At 68.7% G+C, this 15,605-nt stretch carries 17 protein-coding genes; 13 read left to right on the forward strand and 4 right to left on the reverse strand.

Features of this window, described 5'->3' with window-relative positions:
• From RWO82_RS08140 to RWO82_RS08165, 6 genes are all read left to right on the forward strand, one after another.
• The coding region (locus RWO82_RS08140; RefSeq protein ID WP_314425517.1) for a zinc finger domain-containing protein at positions 1-192 on the forward strand (192 nt) is incomplete at its 5' end.
• Positions 193-464: 272 nt separating this feature from the next.
• On the forward strand, positions 465-1,541 hold the full coding sequence (gene ribD, locus RWO82_RS08145) for a bifunctional diaminohydroxyphosphoribosylaminopyrimidine deaminase/5-amino-6-(5-phosphoribosylamino)uracil reductase RibD (protein WP_314425520.1): 1,077 nt from the start codon (positions 465-467) through the stop codon (positions 1,539-1,541).
• Positions 1,541-2,170: a riboflavin synthase gene (locus RWO82_RS08150; protein WP_314425522.1), complete on the forward strand. Its 630-nt coding sequence runs from the start codon at positions 1,541-1,543 to the stop codon at positions 2,168-2,170. Before ribD ends, RWO82_RS08150 begins: the two co-directional genes overlap by 1 nt.
• On the forward strand, positions 2,167-3,435 hold the full coding sequence (gene ribA / locus RWO82_RS08155; protein ID WP_314425524.1) for a GTP cyclohydrolase II: 1,269 nt from the start codon (positions 2,167-2,169) through the stop codon (positions 3,433-3,435). Before RWO82_RS08150 ends, ribA begins: the two co-directional genes overlap by 4 nt.
• Entirely contained in the window at positions 3,432-3,905 is a 474-nt protein-coding gene (gene ribH, locus RWO82_RS08160) for a 6,7-dimethyl-8-ribityllumazine synthase (protein WP_314425526.1), read from the forward strand. The genes ribA and ribH overlap by 4 nt, the downstream gene beginning before the upstream one ends.
• Before the next feature lie 53 nt (positions 3,906-3,958).
• Complete coding sequence (locus RWO82_RS08165; protein WP_314425528.1) at positions 3,959-4,318, forward strand: Fe-S protein; 360 nt, start codon at positions 3,959-3,961, stop codon at positions 4,316-4,318.
• Between the two features lie 18 nt (positions 4,319-4,336).
• Here the strand turns inward: RWO82_RS08165 and RWO82_RS08170 are convergent, their stop codons facing one another.
• Positions 4,337-5,170, reverse strand: coding sequence for an ATP-binding protein (locus RWO82_RS08170; protein ID WP_314425530.1), 834 nt, complete (start codon positions 5,168-5,170; stop codon positions 4,337-4,339).
• Here RWO82_RS08170 and RWO82_RS08175 point away from each other — a divergent pair.
• Together RWO82_RS08175 and RWO82_RS08180 are read left to right on the forward strand one after the other, a co-directional pair.
• Positions 5,157-5,876, forward strand: coding sequence for a DUF2252 family protein (locus RWO82_RS08175; protein WP_314425532.1), 720 nt, complete (start codon positions 5,157-5,159; stop codon positions 5,874-5,876). The two genes, RWO82_RS08170 and RWO82_RS08175, sit on opposite strands and share 14 nt — an antisense overlap.
• Positions 5,877-5,878: 2 nt before the next feature.
• The gene (locus RWO82_RS08180) at positions 5,879-6,583 is read left to right on the forward strand and encodes an ion channel (protein WP_314425534.1); all 705 of its coding nucleotides are present in this window, start codon (positions 5,879-5,881) and stop codon (positions 6,581-6,583) included.
• On the opposite strand, the gene RWO82_RS08185 is transcribed toward RWO82_RS08180, so the two are convergent.
• Positions 6,549-7,532, reverse strand: coding sequence for a LacI family DNA-binding transcriptional regulator (locus RWO82_RS08185; RefSeq protein ID WP_314425587.1), 984 nt, complete (start codon positions 7,530-7,532; stop codon positions 6,549-6,551). The two genes, RWO82_RS08180 and RWO82_RS08185, sit on opposite strands and share 35 nt — an antisense overlap.
• 159 nt (positions 7,533-7,691) lie before the next feature.
• Here RWO82_RS08185 and RWO82_RS08190 point away from each other — a divergent pair, with 159 nt between their 5' ends.
• The 4 genes from RWO82_RS08190 to RWO82_RS08205 all read left to right on the forward strand — a co-directional run bounded on the left by RWO82_RS08190 (position 7,692) and on the right by RWO82_RS08205 (position 12,739).
• Entirely contained in the window at positions 7,692-8,609 is a 918-nt protein-coding gene (locus RWO82_RS08190; RefSeq protein WP_314425536.1) for a sugar ABC transporter permease, read from the forward strand.
• A gap of 46 nt (positions 8,610-8,655) precedes the next feature.
• Positions 8,656-9,501: a carbohydrate ABC transporter permease gene (locus RWO82_RS08195; protein ID WP_314425590.1), complete on the forward strand. Its 846-nt coding sequence runs from the start codon at positions 8,656-8,658 to the stop codon at positions 9,499-9,501.
• 66 nt (positions 9,502-9,567) lie between these two features.
• Positions 9,568-10,923, forward strand: coding sequence for a sugar ABC transporter substrate-binding protein (locus tag RWO82_RS08200; protein WP_314425540.1), 1,356 nt, complete (start codon positions 9,568-9,570; stop codon positions 10,921-10,923).
• Between the two features lie 73 nt (positions 10,924-10,996).
• Positions 10,997-12,739, forward strand: a complete 1,743-nt coding sequence (locus RWO82_RS08205) for a beta-galactosidase (RefSeq protein WP_314425542.1) — start codon at positions 10,997-10,999, stop codon at positions 12,737-12,739.
• A 49-nt stretch (positions 12,740-12,788) separates the two neighbouring features.
• Here RWO82_RS08205 and RWO82_RS08210 read toward each other — a convergent pair whose 3' ends face one another.
• Positions 12,789-13,310 carry a GAF domain-containing protein gene (locus RWO82_RS08210; RefSeq protein WP_314425545.1) on the reverse strand — a complete coding sequence of 174 codons (522 nt, stop codon included), beginning with the start codon at positions 13,308-13,310 and terminating at the stop codon, positions 12,789-12,791.
• Positions 13,307-13,804 (reverse strand): YfcE family phosphodiesterase, encoded by a 498-nt coding sequence (locus tag RWO82_RS08215; protein ID WP_314425547.1) that lies wholly within the window; start codon positions 13,802-13,804, stop codon positions 13,307-13,309. Before RWO82_RS08215 ends, RWO82_RS08210 begins: the two co-directional genes overlap by 4 nt.
• A 151-nt stretch (positions 13,805-13,955) precedes the next feature.
• On the opposite strand from RWO82_RS08215, the gene RWO82_RS08220 reads away from it, so the two are divergent.
• Complete coding sequence (locus tag RWO82_RS08220; RefSeq protein WP_314425549.1) at positions 13,956-15,416, forward strand: MFS transporter; 1,461 nt, start codon at positions 13,956-13,958, stop codon at positions 15,414-15,416.
• Positions 15,417-15,605: the final 189 nt, after the last annotated feature.

The following is a 15,605-nucleotide window of genomic DNA, read 5'->3' on the forward strand; positions in this document are numbered from 1 at the left end:
CCGCCCGCCGACCTCAAGGATGCGAAGCGTCGCGGGATGCAGGTGCATGCCCGGCGGGGTGAGGTCTGCCCGGTGTGCGGCGACACCGTGCGCAGCGTCTTCTTCGCCGACCGCTCGATGGAGTACTGCCCGACCTGCCAGACGGGCGGCAAGCCGCTGGCGGACCGTCGCCTCTCGCGCCTGCTCAAGTAGCACTTCGACGCGGAATGAAATGCATTCCGATGTGTTGAGTACACTCAGAGCATCAACGTGCTCCGGGGTCGGTGAGAATCCGAACCGGCGGTGACAGTCCGCGAGCGCCTCGGTTCTCCGAGGTGCCGATCCGGTGGAATTCCGGGACCGACGGTGGTGCGAGGCGCAGCCTCGCTAGTCCGGAAGGGAGGCAGCACGATGCGCCGCCGTGCGCGCGTCCTGCCGACGTCCCCTCGCGAGGGGAATCCCCGGAGCCTCAGAGAGGACCACGGATGGCAGTGAACGAGGCGGAACGCCGGGCGATGACCCGAGCGCTCGAACTCGCGACGCTGGGCCCCCGCGGCGTGAATCCGCAGGTGGGAGCCGTCATCCTCTCCCCCGGCGGCGAGATCATCGCGGAAGGGTGGCACCGCGGTGCGGGCACCCCGCACGCCGAGGTCGACGCCCTCTCGAAGCTCGCGCCCGGAGCCGCGCGGGGCGCGACCGCCGTCGTCACCCTGGAACCGTGCAACCACACCGGGCGGACGGGACCGTGCGCCGTCGCGCTCATCGAGGCGGGCGTCTCGCGCGTCGTCTACGCACTCGACGACCCCGGAGAGGTCTCGGGCGGCGGCGGCGATCGACTCCGCTCCGCCGGCGTGAGCGTCGAGTCGGGCGAGCAGGCCGACGCGGCGCACGAGATCATCGACGGCTGGCTCACCGCTCAGCGGCTGGGCCGCCCCCATGTCACCGTCAAATGGGCCCAATCCCTCGACGGCCGTGCGGCGGCCTCCGACGGCACCAGCCAGTGGATCACCGGACCCGAGGCCCGCGCCGACGTCCACCGCCGTCGCGCCGAGGCGGATGCCATCGCCGTCGGAACCGGCACCCTGCTGTCGGACGACCCCTCGTTGACCGCCCGCGATGGCGATGCGCTCTTCGACCGGCAGCCGATCCCGGTGGTGATCGGCTCGCGCGCGACGCCCGACGACGCCGCGATCCGTCGGCACCCGCGCGCGCCCCTCTTCTATGACACGCACGATCTGCGCACCGTGCTCGCCGACCTGCACTCGCGCGGTGTCCACACGGTCTTCGTCGAGGGCGGCCCGACGCTGGCGAGCGCCTTCATCGCGGCCGGACTCGTCGACCGCGTGCTCTCGTACATCGCGCCCGTGCTGCTCGGCGGCGACCGCCTGGCGCTCACCGATATCGGGGTCGCGACGATCGACGCGGCTCGCCGTCTGACGGTCGAGGCGTGGGTGCCGCTCGGGGCCGACCTGCTCGCGATCGCGCACCCGACGTTGGCCGCGGAGGATCCCGAGTCCATCACCGCACCGCCCGTGCTCACCACTGAAGAAGGAGCCGCCTGATGTTCACCGGAATCATCGAGGAGATCGGCGAGATCACTGCGATCGCCCCCGCGGGAGACGGATGGCGGTTGACGGTCCGCGCGCCCAAGGCCGTGTCCGATGCCGTGCACGGCGAGTCCATCGCCGTCTCGGGCGTCTGCCTGACGGTGGTCGACTCCACTGCCGACACCTTCGACGCCGACGTCATGAAGCAGACGCTCGACGTGGCAGCGCTCGGGACGGCATCCGTGGGCACACGGGTGAACATCGAGAAGGCGATGCCGGTCGGGGCGCGCCTGGGCGGGCACATCGTGCAGGGCCACGTCGACGGCGTCGGCACCGTGCTCGAGGTGCGCCCCGGCGAGCAGTGGAGCGTGCTGCGCGTCTCGCTGCCCGACGACCTCGCCCCCCTCGTGGTCGACAAGGGCTCGATCTCCGTCGACGGCACCTCGCTCACGGTGAGCGCGGCCAGTCCGGTCGACGCACAGATCCACTGGTTCGAGATCTCGCTCATCCCCGAGACGCTCGCCGCCACCACCCTCGGCTCGCGCGCGGTCGGCGACCGCGTGAACCTCGAGACCGACATCCTCGCCCGCCACGTCGAGCGCCTGCTCGCGTTCCGGGCAGCACCGGAAGGAGGCTCGCGATGAGCCTTGCCACCATCCCCGAGGCCCTCGAGGCCCTCCGCGCCGGGCGACCGGTTCTCGTCGCAGACGACGAGAACCGCGAGAACGAGGGCGATGTCATCCTCTCGGCCGAGCTCGCGACGCCCGAGTGGGTCGCCTGGACCGTGCGCTGGTCGTCCGGGTTCATCTGCGCCCCGATGCCGGCCGATCTCGCCGACAACCTCAACCTGCCGCCGATGGTGGCCGCCTCTGAGGATGCCCGCTCGACCGCCTACACGGTGAGCGTCGATGCCGCAGAAGGCGTGACCACCGGCATCAGCGCGCACGACCGTGCGCACACTCTGAACGTCCTGGCGGACCCGCAGTCGACGGCGACCAGCATCATCCGCCCGGGGCACGTCCTGCCGCTGCGCGCCGTCGACGGCGGTGTGCGTGAGCGCAGCGGGCACACCGAGGCGGCCGTCGACCTGATGAAGCTCGCAGGGCTGCGCCCGGTCGGAGCGATCGCCGAGGTCGTCGCAGAAGACGGCAGCATGATGCGTCTGCCCGGACTCCTCGAGCTCGGCGCACGCGACGGCGTTCCGGTGATCACGATCGAGCAGCTCATCGCCCACCTCGTCGAGGTCGACCCCACCGGGTGGGACCCCCAGCGCGCGAGCCGCCGCGTGAGCCTGCGCGCAGATGCGACGGTTCCGACCACGCACGGTTCGTTCCGTTTCCTCGCTTACAAGGATCGCGTCACCGGAACGGATCACATCGCGGTGGTGTCGGGCGAACCGGGCGAGACGGCACTCGTGCGCGTGCACTCGGAGTGCCTGACGGGCGAGGCGTTCGGATCGCTGAAGTGCGAGTGCGGCCCGCAGCTGGACGCCGCGCTCGACGCGATCGAGCAGGAGGGCGGCATCGTCATCTACATGCGCGGACACGAGGGGCGCGGCATCGGCCTGATCAACAAGCTGCGCGCCTACAGCCTGCAGGAGGGAGGCCTCGACACTGTCGACGCCAACCTCGCGCTGGGGCTCCCCGCCGACGCGCGCGACTACGCCGCCGCGGCGGGCATCCTGGCCGACCTCGGCGTATCGAAGGTGCGCCTGCTGACGAACAACTCCGACAAGGTGAACCAGCTGCGCATTCTCGGGCTCGACGTCGTCGAGCAGGTTCCGCTGATCGTCGGCGTCGGACCGAACAACCATCAGTATCTCGAGACCAAGCGTGACCGGATGGGTCACATCATCGGTGAGGCGGAGCTCGCACGGGCTCTCGCCGACGGACGGAAGGACGACGCATGAGCGGCGCAGGAGCACCCAAGACCGAGAAGATCGACGGACGGGGCCTGAAGGTGGTCGTGGTCGCCGGCACCTGGCACGACGTGATCACGGACGGCCTGATCGCCGGTGCCGAGCGCGTGCTCGACGCGGCCGACGCCGACTATCGCATCGTGCGGGTGCCCGGTTCGTTCGAGCTCGCCGTCGCCGCACAGGCGGCCTTCGCCGGTGGAGCGGATGCCGTCGTGGCGCTGGGCGTGATCATCCGCGGCGGCACCCCGCACTTCGAGTACGTCTCGGCGGCCACGACCGACGGGCTCACCCGTGTCTCGCTCGACACCGGGAAGCCCGTCGGATTCGGCGTGCTGACGCTGGACGACGAGAAGCAGGGCCTCGATCGCGCCGGCCTCGAGGGCTCCAAGGAGGACAAGGGCGCGGAGGCCGCGGATGCTGCGCTGCGCACCGCCCTCGTCGTGCGCTCGCTGCGAGGCTGAGGTCAGCTTGCCCTTGCTGGCGGGTGGGACCCGCAGTCTCCTACCGTGAGGGTATGGAGACCCTGCGTCACGTCGTTCTTTTCGTCCATCTCATCGGCTTCGCCGTGCTGTTCGGCGCATGGGCGGCGCAGGCTTTCGTGGGAAAGCGCGAGTTCACGCGCCTGATGAGCATCGGGATGACGATCGCTGCCGTCGCGGGTCTCGTCCTCGCGGCACCGTGGGGACTCCCCGAGGGCGTCGACATGAACTACGCCAAGATCGGCACCAAGCTCGTGGTGCTTCTCGCGATCGGTGCGCTCCTCGGCATCGGCACGGCGAAGCAGCGCAGGTCCGGCGCGGTGCCGCCGGCGATGTTCTGGCTCGTGGGCATCCTGACGGCGCTCAACGCGGGCATCGCGGCGATCTGGCGCTGAGTCCTCCCCGCCTCGCAGTCACGAGCGCAGCGGCACGCGCACGTCGGCTCCGGATTCTTCGGTCAGCCGCTCCCCCATCTGCGCGAACGTCGGCCGGGCGATGAACCCGCCGGCGAAGAGCGCCTGACCCTGAGCGAAGCCCTGGGCTCGACGGATGTCCTCCTCCCCCACGAAGCCGAACACGTCGGCCAGCTCGGCGATGTCGCGCGGAGCGTTGACACGCATCAGCCCGAGGTTGTCGCACTGCGAGAGCACCTGAGGGTGGATCTTGGTCGGCCTCTGCGTCGACAGCAGGAGCCAGAGCCCGAACTTGCGCCCCTCCGCCGCGATCTGCACGAGCCTCTCGGTGACCGCCCTCTCGACGGCGGTCAGCGGGTCGGGTGGGCACAGGTTGTGCGCTTCATCGATCACGATCAGGAGCGGGCGACGGCTCTCGCGCTGCGACCACAGCGATTCGACGACGGCGAGCGCCGCGACCTTCGGTTCGGCGGGATGCTCGAATCCGCCGAGGTCCAGGACCGTCGCGCGCGGACGCGCATCGATCACGTCGACCACGGATCCGGCTCCTCGGGACCAGAGGTCCCACTCGAGCACCTGCAGGTTCTCCATGCGGTTCGCGAGACGGATGTGCGCCGGATCCCCTGTCGCCCGGAACTGCCTCAGCATGTCGTCGGCGTCGAACTCGGCGGCGCGGACGGGCCAATGCAGCAGAGCGTTGTACTCCTCGGCGTCCGCGATCGGATCGATTCGCAGCACCGCGGCCTTCGCCGCCGCCGAGAGCTCGACGTACCGCGCCCTGAGCATGTCTCCCTCCCCGCGACCGGAGCGCAGCACGCGGATGTCACTGCGCATCGCCGCCGCGCCCCCTCTGATCGTTCCGGTCGAGGACCTCCTGCGAGAGACCGGAGCAGCCGCAGACGAGGCCGACATCATGCGGCGCATTCTCGCGGAGTACCGCACGACGCTGCTCGGAGACCGGCATCCGCTCGCGGAGTTCCGTTATCGGCACATGGCACGCAAGGTCGTCGGCGTGGGGAGCGTCGGAACCCGGGCGTGGGTGATCCTGCTGACCGGTCGTGACGACGACGATCCGCTGCTGCAGGCCAAGGAGGCGCAGGAGTCGGTGCTCGAGCGGTTCCTCGAGCCGAGCGCGCACGCCAGCCACGGCGAGCGCCTCGTCAGAGGACAGCGTCTGATGCAGGCCTCGAGCGACATCTTCCTCGGATGGCAGTCGATCGTCTGGGTCGACGGACGGCGGCGGGACTTCTATCTGCGACAGCTGCAGGACGGCAAGGGAGGACTGGACCCCGACGTGATGACCGCGCGCGGAGCGGCCCTGTATGCGCGGGCATGCGGAGAGACCCTCGCGCGAGCGCATTCGAGGTCAGGGGACCGTGTCGAGATCGCGGGGTATCTGGGGTCGAGCTCGGCGTTCGACGACGCGATCACGTCGTTCGCCGAGGCGTACGCCGAACAGAACCAGCGCGATTTCGACGCGCTCACTGCCGCGCTGGATTCGGGCCGGCTGCCCCGCGTGCCGCGCACGGTCGAGGAGTGACGGTGGCAGCGGGCGGTGAGCCGAGCGGCGCGTCAGGATGGCGCAGCGGCTACTGGGTGGTGCTCGCACTCCTCGTGGCCACGTACGCGCTGTGCGCGACGCAGAGCACGACCGATCCGAGCCCCTGGGCGTTCCTGGTGCAACTGGTCACGGTCGCCGCAGTGCTCCGGGTCACCGAGGCGCATGCGCGCGTGCAGCGGATCGCCTGGGGCGTGCTGTCGCTGGCCGCCGTCGCCACGGTGGTGACGGCCGTGATCGGCGCTCAGGGGATCGTGCTGGACGTCACGCTGTCGGCGGCATCCATGGTCGCGTTCCTCATCGCACCCGTCGCCATCATCCGTCATCAGGTGCGTCGTCCGGGTCTGGATGTCGAGGCCTTGCTCGCCGCGATCGCGGCGTACGTGCTGGTGGGGATGTTCTTCGCGCTCCTCTACAACCTCCTCGCGCTGCTCACCGGCACCCCCTCGTTCGGGGGGCAGGTCGTCGATTCTCTCTCGAGCCAGCTGTTCTTCTCGTTCACGACCCTCACCACGACCGGCTACGGCAACATCGTGCCGGTGCTTCCCGGCGTGCAGACGATCGCCGTCGCCGAGGCGATCACCGGTCAGATGTTCCTCATCACCGCGGTCGCCCGCATCATGCGCGGCTCGCGGGGAGCCGCGGGAGGAGACGTCAGGCCCGCGGAGCCGCCGTACTCCCGCGGATGACCAGCTCGGTGCCGACCAGGGGCGTCTGCACGTGCTCTCCGCCGTCGAGCTCGGCGAGCAGAGCGTCGACGGCCAGAGCGCCGACCCTCTCGGGGTGCTGCTGCACGGTCGTGAGCGGGGGCCACAGCTGCGCGGCGTCCGGAAGTCCGTCGAAGCCCACGACGCTGACGTCGCCCGGAATGTCACGCCCTGCTTCACGGAACGCACGCACGACCCCGATCGCCATCTGGTCGTTCGCGGCGAACACCGCCGTCACGCTGTCGTCCTCGCGCAGCCGGAGACCCGCGCGGTAGCCGGATTCGGCCGTCCAGTCGCCCTGCAGGGGCTCGGGGACCTCGCCCCCACGGGCCTCCAGCGTCTGCCGCCAGGACTCGCGCCGACGCTCGGCGGAGTACGACTTCGCCGGACCCGCGACGTGCCACACCGTCGCATGACCGAGGTCGAGCAGGTGCTCGGTCGCCAGACGCGCACCCTGTGCCTGATCCGTGTCGACGAAGGGGTGCGCGTCTCCGCGGTTCGAGTCGACCAGCACGACGGGAAGACCCTCGGGGATCTCGACCTCGGCCTCGTCGAGCTGGTGCGCCTCGATCACGATGATGATGCCGTCGACCGCGTGCTCCTCCAGTCGGCGGAAGGCGCCGGCGACGGTGTCGCGCGCACTCGACTCCACCGGGATGAGCGTCAGTGCATAGCCCCTCTGGGAGGCGCGCACCGCGATCGCGTCGAGAGTGCGCTGGTTGCCGTAGGAGCTGAAGGAGAACATGATGACGCCGATCGCGCGGAACCGACCCGAGCGCAGAGCCCGTGCGGCGCTGTTGGGTCGATACCCGAGACTCTGCATGGCGTCTTCGACGCGTGCGCGCGTGGCGGCGCCGACGTAGCCGCGCGCATTCACGACTCGCGAGACGGTCTGACCGGAGACGCCTGCGGCACGCGCGACGTCTTCCATCGAGGGTTCTCTGCGCCGCTGCGGCGGCTCTGTCGACTGGTACGAGGTCACGATCAACCATCCGTTCATATGTTGACGTTGACACACTAGCAGCGCATCGCATATGTTGACGTTGACACACGGCGCGCAGAGCGCCCGATTTCGAAGAAGGTCTCGTCAATGACGACTCAAGATTCCGCAACCCGTGCGGACCACGGCATCCGCCGGCGCGAGAAGCGCGACTGGAAGGGATGGGCGTTCGTCGGCCCCTTCATGGTCGTGTTCGCGCTGGTGTTCCTCACTCCGCTCGCGTACTCCGTGTACCTGAGCTTCTTCCAGGAGAAGCTCATCGGGGGCACCGCGTTCGTCGGATTCGACAACTACGTCCGCGCGCTCACCGACTCGCAGTTCTGGGAGGCCTTCGGACGAGTCGTGCTGTTCCTCGTCGTGCAGGTCCCGATCATGCTCGCGCTCGCCCTCGCCGCGGCCCTCGCGCTCGACAGCGCTCGGCTGCGCGGAGCATCGTTCTTCCGCATCCTGATCTTCCTCCCCTACGCCGTGCCCGCCGTGGTCGCGGTGCTCATGTGGGGCTACATCTACGGCGATCAGTTCGGGCTCACCAGCAACCTGAACGACTTCCTCGGCAGCGACTTCTTCACGCCGTTCGCCCGGGAGTGGATCCTCGTCTCGATCGGCAACATCGTGACCTGGCAGTTCGTGGGCTACAACATGCTGATCTTCTACTCCTCGCTCAAGACCATCCCGACTGACATGTACGAGGCCGCGTCGCTCGACGGCGCCGGCGCATGGCGCACGATCTTCTCGATCAAGATCCCCTCGGTGCGCGGCGCTCTCGTGATCGCGACGATCTTCTCGATCATCGGCAGCTTCCAGCTGTTCAACGAGCCCAACATCCTGCGCCCGCTCGCCCCGAACGTGATCACGACGTTCTTCACGCCCAACATGTACGCGTACAACCTGTCCTTCGCCGGGCAGCAGTTCAACTACGCCGCGACGATCGCCATCATCATGGGCGTCATCACCGCGGTGATCGCCTACGTCGTGCAGCTGCGCGGCTCGAAGTCGGAGGTGCGCTGACATGGCTCTCCCCCTCGCCCGCCCCTCGCACAAGCGCCATGACCTGATGAATCCGCGCAAGTCCAAGACGCTCCTGATCGTGATGATCGGGTACGCGCTCTACACACTGATCCCTCTGGTGTGGTTGCTGTTCAGCTCGACCAAGACGCAGTCCGGACTCTTCAGCTCGTTCGGGCTCTGGTTCTCCGACGACTTCGCGTTCTTCGACAATCTCGTCGCGACCTTCTCGTACCAGGACGGGATCTTCCTGCGCTGGCTCGGCAACACACTGCTCTACGTGGTCGTCGGAGCCGGCGGCGCGACCCTGCTGGCCACCATGGCCGGCTACGGCCTGGCGAAGTACCGCTTCCCCGGTCGCCGCGCCGTGTTCGCGATCGTGCTCGGAGCGGTCGCCGTGCCCGGTACCGCCCTCGCTGTGCCCACCTTCCTGCTCTTCAGCGAACTGGGACTGACGAACACCCCGTGGGCCGTGATCATCCCCTCGCTGATCAGCCCGTTCGGCCTCTACCTCATCTGGGTGTTCGCCTCGGAGTCGATCCCGACAGAGCTGCTCGAGGCCGCGCGCATCGACGGCGCCGGCGAGTTCCGCACCTTCTTCACGATCTCGATGCGTCTCCTCGCGCCGGGCATCGTGACCGTCACGCTGTTCACCGTGGTCGCGACCTGGAACAACTACTTCCTGCCGCTGATCATGCTCTCCGATCCGGACTGGTACCCGCTCACGGTGGGTCTGAACCAGTGGAGCGCGCAGGCGATCGGCGCAGGATCGCAGCCGATCTACAACCTCGTGATCATGGGCTCGCTGCTCACGATCGTCCCGATCGTCATCGCCTTCCTCCTGCTGCAGCGTTTCTGGCAGTCAGGCCTCACCGCAGGCAGCGTCAAGCAGTAGCTCCCCGCCCCCTGCATCCACAAACGTCGGTCCGATGCTGGACCGCACCCCCGAAAGGACACAGCAATGAAGCACCTTCCCTCTCCTGCCGCGCGGCGCACCATCTCGGTGCTCGCCGCCGGAACCGTCGCAGCGCTCGCGCTGGCCGGCTGCAGCACGGGCGACTCGGGTTCCGGCTCCGCCGCCGGTGACGGATCGTTCGACTCGGTCGAAGCCGCACTCGAGAAGGGCGGCGAGATCACGTACTGGTCGTGGACCCCGTCGGCCGAAGCCCAGGTCGAGGCCTTCGAGAAGGAGTATCCGAACGTGAAGGTGAACGTGGTCAACGCGGGCACCAACAACGAGGAGTACACCAAGCTGCAGAACGCGATCAAGGCGGGCTCGGGCGCTCCCGACGTCGTGCAGGTCGAGTACTACGCGCTTCCCCAGTTCTCGCTCACCGACGCGTTCGTCGATCTCTCGCAGTACGGGTTCGCGGACTTCGAAGACGATTACACCGCATCGACATGGAACTCCGTGACCGACGGCGACGCCATCTACGGCCTGCCCCAGGACTCCGGCCCCATGGCGCTGTTCTACAACAAGGCGGTCTTCGACGCCGCGGGTGTGGCCGTGCCCACCACGTGGGATGAGTACTACGAGGCGGCGAAGGCGATCCACGCCGCGAACCCGGATGCCTACATCACCAACGACACCGGCGATGCGGGCTTCGCGACGTCGATGATCTGGCAGGCCGGCGGCAAGCCGTTCGAGACCTCGGGCACCGATGTCACGATCGACCTGCAGGACGAGGGCTCGGCGAAGTGGACCGCGAACTGGAACCGCCTCGTCGAGGAGGACCTGCTCGCCCCGTACAACAGCTGGAGCGACGAGTGGTTCCGCGCCCTCGGCGACGGCAGCCTCGCCACGCTCGTCATCGGCGCCTGGATGCCCGGAAACCTGATCTCGGGCGCGCCCGACGGCGCAGGCGACTGGCGCGTCGCTCCGATGCCGACCTACGACGGCACGCCCGCGACCGCGGAGAACGGCGGAGGCGGCCAGGCCGTCACCACCCAGAGCAAGAACCCGGCCCTCGCCGCCGGATTCCTGTGGTGGCTGAACAACTCGGAGGACAGCATCTCGATCTTCCTCGAGTCCGGCGGCTTCCCGTCGACCACGGCAGAGCTCTCCAGCGAGGAGTTCCTCGCCGACGCCCCCGAGTACTTCGGTGGACAGAAGATCAACGAAGTCCTGGCCGCGGCCGCGGATGAGGTCGTCGACGGCTGGGGCTACCTGCCCTATCAGGTGTACGCGAACAGCATCTTCGGCGACACCGTGGGCCAGTCGTACCAGAACCGGACCGACCTGAACGAGGGCCTCGTCTCGTGGCAGGACGCTCTCGAGCAGTACGGCAACGAGCAGGGCTTCGCCGTCAACAAGTAATCGCACGTCCTGTGAGCGCCGCCCCTCCGCGTCGGAGGGGCGGCGCGACCTCCCTGATCGAAAGCACTGCATCGTGACCTCCTTCTCCATCGGCGAGTCCGACTTCCTCCGCGACGGCGAGCCGCACCGGGTCATCTCCGGCGCCATCCATTACTTCCGCGTGCACCCGGACCAGTGGCGGGACCGCATCCGCAAGGCCCGTCTGATGGGACTCAACACGATCGAGACCTACGTCGCCTGGAACTCCCACGAACCGCGCCGCGGAGAATGGGACGCGACGGGCGCCAACGACCTCGGCCGCTTCCTCGATCTGATCGAGGCCGAGGGCATGGACGCGATCGTCCGCCCCGGTCCCTACATCTGCGCCGAGTGGCACAACGGCGGGCTGCCCACCTGGCTCACGGCCGGCGATCGCCCTCTGCGCTCCTCGGACCCGGCCTTCCTCGACGACATCAGCGGCTACCTGCGCAGGGTGTACGGGATCGTCGCGCCGCGGCAGATCGACCGCGGCGGTCGCGTCGTGCTGGTGCAGATCGAGAACGAGTACGGCGCCTACGGATCCGACAAGGCCTACCTCGAGACGCTCGTGGCTCTCACGCGCGAATGCGGCATCACCGTCCCGCTCACGACCGTCGACCAGCCGACCGATCAGATGCTCGCCGACGGCAGCCTGCCCACGCTGCACAAGACCGGATCGTTCGGCTCACGCAGCGTCGAACGGCTGGCCACTCTGCGCGCCCACCAACCCACCGGTCCGCTCATGTGCTCGGAGTTCTGGGACGGATGGTTCGACTGGTGGGGCGGTGTGCACCACACGACCGATATCGCGGCAGCGGCAGCGGACCTCGACGAGCTGCTCGCCGCAGGAGCCTCCGTGAACATCTACATGTTCCACGGCGGCACGAACTTCGCACTCACGAACGGCGCGAACCACAAGGGGCGCTATCTCCCCCTCGTCACGTCGTACGACTACGACGCGCCGCTGGACGAGGCCGGCAACCCGACGGCGAAGTTCTTCGCGTTCCGCGACGTGATCGCGAAGTACGCCCCGGTGCCGGATGAGCTTCCCGCACCGACCGAGGCCGCGCCGGTGCTGTCGGTGCCGCTCGACGCGGCGGGCGCATGGACGGATGCTGCCGCGAGCGCTCCCTCGTCCTCAGACCCCGTCACGTTCGACGAACTGGAGCACCTGAGCGCGCTGGTCCGCTACGACGTCGACCTCCCTGAGGGCCGGGGCGGCCGGCTCGTGCTCGACGAGGTGCGCGATCTCGCCTGGGTGAGCGTCGACGGTCAGCCCGTCGGCACGCTCTCACGCACCCGCCACGATCGGGTGCTGCAGATTCCGGCGGGCCGCACTCTGAGCATCCTCGTCGAAGACCAGGGTCGCGTGAACTACGATCACCGGCTCGGCGAGCAGAAGGGTCTCGTGGGCACGCCGGAGATCGACGGCCTGCCGCTGACAGGATGGCACTCGGCTCCGCTCGATGTCGCCGAGATCGCGGCGCGGATCGGAACCCGCGCGGCGCAGTCGGCGAGCGAGACCATCATCGGCCCCTCGGCCTGGGTCGCGGACTTCGACCTCGACTCTTCCGCGGATCTGTTCCTCGACACCGCGGCGTGGAGCAAGGGCTACGCGTTCGTCAACGGATTCTTCCTGGGTCGCTACTGGCGCAACGGACCGACGCGCACCCTGTTCGTGCCGGCGCCCGTGACGGTCGCCGGGACGAACAGACTCGTGGTCCTCGAGCTCGAGCAGCTGCTCGCCCCCCAGGCCGACTTCGTCTCGGCGCTCGCGCTCGGCGACACGGAGGAATAGACCTCGGCGACCCGCCCTGCGCCCGACGCCGGGAGTCGGTGCCGCCGCGCTACGGGCCCGTCAGGGACGTCCAGACGGCTGCGGTGAGCCGGGCGGCGTCCCCCCGGGTGATGCTCTGCCAGTTGCGTCCGCCGCGTGCGAACGCCTCGTGCACGCCGGGCGGCAGCGCAGACGACTCGACCGGACGGTCGAGCCAGTCGCACGCGCGCACGTGCACGAGGTCGACGTCGCGCGCCGCGGCCGACGCGTCATAGCGCCATGGTCCCGTGATCCGCCCCAGCCACGAGAAGCCCTCGGCGTCGCGCGTCCAGACGAACGCGCCGACGGCGACGGCTGCGAAACGCTCGAGTCGGCGGGCCGTCCGCTCCCCGTAGACGGCGTCGACCGCGGCGAGCGCCTCCGTGAGGGATTCCGGTGCGTCGACGAGCCTGCCGCCCATTCCGCAGACCCCGAGCGCGAGCGCTCGCTCGACGGCGGGTCCGTCACTGACGTCGTCGGCGCGCGACCGCATGGGGGCGCGGTAGACCGACGGAGCCTCATCGGCGTCGCTCGTGCGAGGCGCGATGCTCATGCGAGAGGCACGATCGCGGCATCGATGTCGCCGCCGTCGATCGTGACCGACATCATCGTGCACACCGGCTGACGGCGTCGGTCGGTCGGCGACCCGGGATTCAGCAGGCGCATCCCCGACGGGGCGACGGTGTCCCACGGGATGTGCGAGTGCCCGAACACGAGCAGGTCGACGCCCGGGAAGGCTGCGTCCATCCGCTCCTCGCGACGCTGCTTCGGGCCTGTCTCGTGCACGACCGCCACCTCGACCTCCTCGATCCTCAGCCGCGCGATCTCGGGCAGCCGCTCGCGCAGCGCCGGGCCGTCGTTGTTGCCGTAGACGCCCACGAGCCGTCGTGCACGTGACTCGAGCAGGTCGAGCGTCGCGACATCGACCCAGTCGCCCGCGTGCACGACGAGATCGGCGTCATCGACCGCGCGCAGCATCGCCTCAGGCAGGCGCTTCGCGCGCGCAGGCACGTGGGTATCGGCGATCACCAGCAGTCGAGTCGTCACATCTCTCCCGTCTCGGTGGGGCACGAGCATCCGCCTCCGACTCTACGCACGCGCTGCCCCGCACCGTCATCCGCACCCAGCAAACGTTCAGGAAGGCGTAGGATCTCCCGGGTGCCTCGGTATACCGGGCGCCTCGGAACGAAGGAGCAGCATGAGTACCACCACAGCGCCCGCGAATCCGCGCTCGCGCGTCATCACCGCGAGCCTCGTCGGCACGACGATCGAGTTCTACGACTTCTACGCGTATGCGACAGCAGCCGTGCTCGTCTTCCCCGTGCTGTTCTTCCCCACCGGCAACGACACGACGTCACTGCTGTCATCGTTCGCCGTGTTCGGAGCCGCCATGGTCGCGCGCCCCATCGGCGCTGTCGTGTTCGGGCACTTCGGCGACAAGTTCGGCCGCAAGGCCACGCTCGTCGCCTCGCTGCTGACCATGGGCATCGCGACCTTCATCATCGGGCTCCTTCCGACCTTCCAGCAGATCGGCTGGTGGGCAGCGCTGCTGCTGCTGATCCTGCGCCTCGCTCAGGGCTTCGCGCTCGGCGGTGAGTGGTCGGGCGCCGCGCTCGTCGCCACCGAGAACGCACCGGCCGGCAAGCGCGCCTGGTACGGCACGTTCCCCCAGTTGGGTGCGCCGCTCGGCTTCATCATCGCGAACTTCCTGTTCCTCGCCATCAACTGGCTCCTCCCGCACGCAGAGAACCCGGCGCTCAAGTCCGAGGCGTTCCTCTCGTGGGGCTGGCGCATCCCGTTCCTGTTCTCGGCCGTCATGGTCATCATCGGCCTGTGGGTGCGACTGAAGCTCGTCGAGTCCGACACGTTCAAGAAGGCGGAGAAGAAGGGCGCGATCCGCAAGCTGCCCCTCGCGACCGTGTTCCGTCACCACTGGAAGCAGCTGATCCTCGGCACGTTCATCATGCTGGCGACCTACGTGCTCTTCTACCTGATGACCAACTTCACCCTCGCGTACGGCACGAAGCCGGCCACGCTCGAGACGGCATCCGCCGCTGCACAGGCCGCTGCGGAGGCGACGGGCAAGGACTTCGACGCCTCGGCCTTCGCGGCGCAGTTCTACCCGGGTCTCGGCTTCGGCTACACCGACTTCGTGCTGATGCAGATCGTGGGTGTCGTGTTCTTCGGCATCTTCACGCTGCTCTCCGGACCGATCGCGGACGCGATCGGTCGCCGCAAGCTGCTGCTGTGGGTGACGGGGCTCATCATCGTCTTCGGCTTCACGTTCAACGCCTTCCTGCTGCCCGCGATGGATCCGAAGTTCACCGGCGCCCTCGCGCAGGCGTTCCTCGTGTTCGGCTTCATGCTCATGGGAGCGACCTTCGGACCGATGGGCGCGCTGCTGCCCGAGCTCTTCCCGACGAACGTGCGTTACACGGGATCCGCGATCTCCTACAACGTGTCGTCGATCCTCGGTGCCGCGGTCGCTCCGCTCATCGCCCTGTGGCTCTGGGAGCTCGGTGACGGCGCCCCGTGGCTGGTGGGACTGTACCTGTCGGCGATGGGGGTGCTGACCTTCATCGCGCTGCTGCTCTCGAAGGAGACCAAGGACAACGACTACGAGTCCGATCTCGGCGTCGCTGCCGCCGTGGAACTCTGACCCGCTCGTCCTGACACGAAGGGCGGCACCTCCTCGGGTGGGGGCGGCCATAGGAGCCACCCCCAGATACCGCGCTCAGCCCGCGGCCTTCGAATCGCGCACTATGCAGTTTTCGACGGTCGACTTCTGCAAAGTGCGCGATTCGAAGGGGGGAGAGAGGCGATCGCGAGCGCGCTCGCCGTCTCGAAG

The sequence above is a fragment of the uncultured Microbacterium sp. genome, assembly GCF_963521645.1.
GTDB lineage: Bacteria > Actinomycetota > Actinomycetes > Actinomycetales > Microbacteriaceae > Microbacterium.

Coding starts and splice junctions, on each gene's coding strand:
- RWO82_RS08175 (WP_314425532.1), top strand. CDS start 5,157: ATGTCACTGCGCATCGCCGCCGCGCCCCCTCTGATCGTTCCGGTCGAG.
- RWO82_RS08185 (WP_314425587.1), bottom strand. CDS start 7,532: ATGGAAGACGTCGCGCGTGCCGCAGGCGTCTCCGGTCAGACCGTCTCG.
- RWO82_RS08150 (WP_314425522.1), top strand. CDS start 1,541: ATGTTCACCGGAATCATCGAGGAGATCGGCGAGATCACTGCGATCGCC.
- RWO82_RS08220 (WP_314425549.1), top strand. CDS start 13,956: ATGAGTACCACCACAGCGCCCGCGAATCCGCGCTCGCGCGTCATCACC.
- ribA (WP_314425524.1), top strand. CDS start 2,167: ATGAGCCTTGCCACCATCCCCGAGGCCCTCGAGGCCCTCCGCGCCGGG.
- RWO82_RS08165 (WP_314425528.1), top strand. CDS start 3,959: ATGGAGACCCTGCGTCACGTCGTTCTTTTCGTCCATCTCATCGGCTTC.
- RWO82_RS08200 (WP_314425540.1), top strand. CDS start 9,568: ATGAAGCACCTTCCCTCTCCTGCCGCGCGGCGCACCATCTCGGTGCTC.
- RWO82_RS08195 (WP_314425590.1), top strand. CDS start 8,656: ATGAATCCGCGCAAGTCCAAGACGCTCCTGATCGTGATGATCGGGTAC.
- ribD (WP_314425520.1), top strand. CDS start 465: ATGGCAGTGAACGAGGCGGAACGCCGGGCGATGACCCGAGCGCTCGAA.
- RWO82_RS08170 (WP_314425530.1), bottom strand. CDS start 5,170: ATGCGCAGTGACATCCGCGTGCTGCGCTCCGGTCGCGGGGAGGGAGAC.
- RWO82_RS08210 (WP_314425545.1), bottom strand. CDS start 13,310: ATGAGCATCGCGCCTCGCACGAGCGACGCCGATGAGGCTCCGTCGGTC.
- RWO82_RS08190 (WP_314425536.1), top strand. CDS start 7,692: ATGACGACTCAAGATTCCGCAACCCGTGCGGACCACGGCATCCGCCGG.
- ribH (WP_314425526.1), top strand. CDS start 3,432: ATGAGCGGCGCAGGAGCACCCAAGACCGAGAAGATCGACGGACGGGGC.